Raw genomic sequence first — 892 nt, 5'->3', positions numbered from 1 at the left:
CATAATTGTTCACAATTTGTTACAAAAATATAAAGAACTTCTAGAGACTAAAACCTAATGTTCGGCGGACTTACTGGTTTAACAGATACCAAAAGCACCGATTGGGGAGAGCGAATGCTCAACACAGTCGCCAGCCAAACGATTCGCCACCTGTTTACCCAAAGCGAGTCGGTAGAAGTCTTTGTGCGCTGCTATCCCTCCAGCAAACTGTTGCAAGGCAGCATTGATAGCTTTAAAATGAACGGTCGCGGCTTAGTAATTCGCAAAGATTTCGCAGTTGAGGAAATGTCCTTTGAAACCGACGCTGTAGCCATTGACTTCGGCTCGGTTTTAAGTGGCAAACTTACTCTCAAACAACCCACCCAAGCAGTAGCCCAGGTGATTTTATCAGAAGTAGGCATTAATCGAGCTTTTGAGTCGGAATTGGTGAAAAAGCGGCTGCTGAACCTTTCTGAACCCACTTTGATCGAAATATCTGGTGGTGAACCAGTTTCTTTTACCGAAGTTGAAGTCAAGTTATTACCTGAAAATCGCTTGCATTTGGTAGCTAAAGCCGATTTAAACAACGGTGAACTCATACCCCTAAGTATGACCATTGGTGTCGGAATTGAAAGAAGAAGGCGGGTTTCTTTCAAAGAACCTAAGATTGAACTTGAGGGAGTTCCAGAAGCACAAAGAGAAATTTCCCAGACTTTAAGTCTGGCATTGGTAGAAATTTTGGATAATATGGTTGATTTAGATCGCTTTGATTTAGATGGGGTAAAAATGCGACTAAATCGTTTAGAAACAGAAGGTCAAAGATTGATTTTTAGTGGTTATGCGGAAATAGAAAGAATTCCTCACAGTTCTTAAAATTGAGAAAAAATTAACGCCGCCTAGTTGACTCTGGGCG

Annotated in this window: 1 protein-coding gene; it reads left to right on the top strand. The window is 41.5% G+C overall.

What is annotated here, in order from left to right; genetic code table 11:
- The first annotated feature begins 57 nt into the window (after nt 1-57).
- Nucleotides 58-852, top strand: coding sequence for a DUF2993 domain-containing protein (locus tag FJR06_RS18195; RefSeq protein WP_015081116.1), 795 nt, complete (start codon nt 58-60; stop codon nt 850-852).
- Nucleotides 853-892 lie beyond the last annotated feature (40 nt).

It is taken from the genome of Dolichospermum sp. UHCC 0352 (assembly GCF_009711925.1).
Taxonomy (GTDB): Bacteria; Cyanobacteriota; Cyanobacteriia; order Cyanobacteriales; family Nostocaceae; genus Dolichospermum; species Dolichospermum lemmermannii.
Note: the sequence above shows the minus strand (reverse complement) of the source record. Positions and strands in the feature narration are given on the sequence as shown.

What these genes read in the sequence shown, in the direction of transcription:
- FJR06_RS18195 (WP_015081116.1), top strand. Translation starts at nt 58, where the DNA reads ATGTTCGGCGGACTTACTGGTTTAACAGATACCAAAAGCACCGATTGG.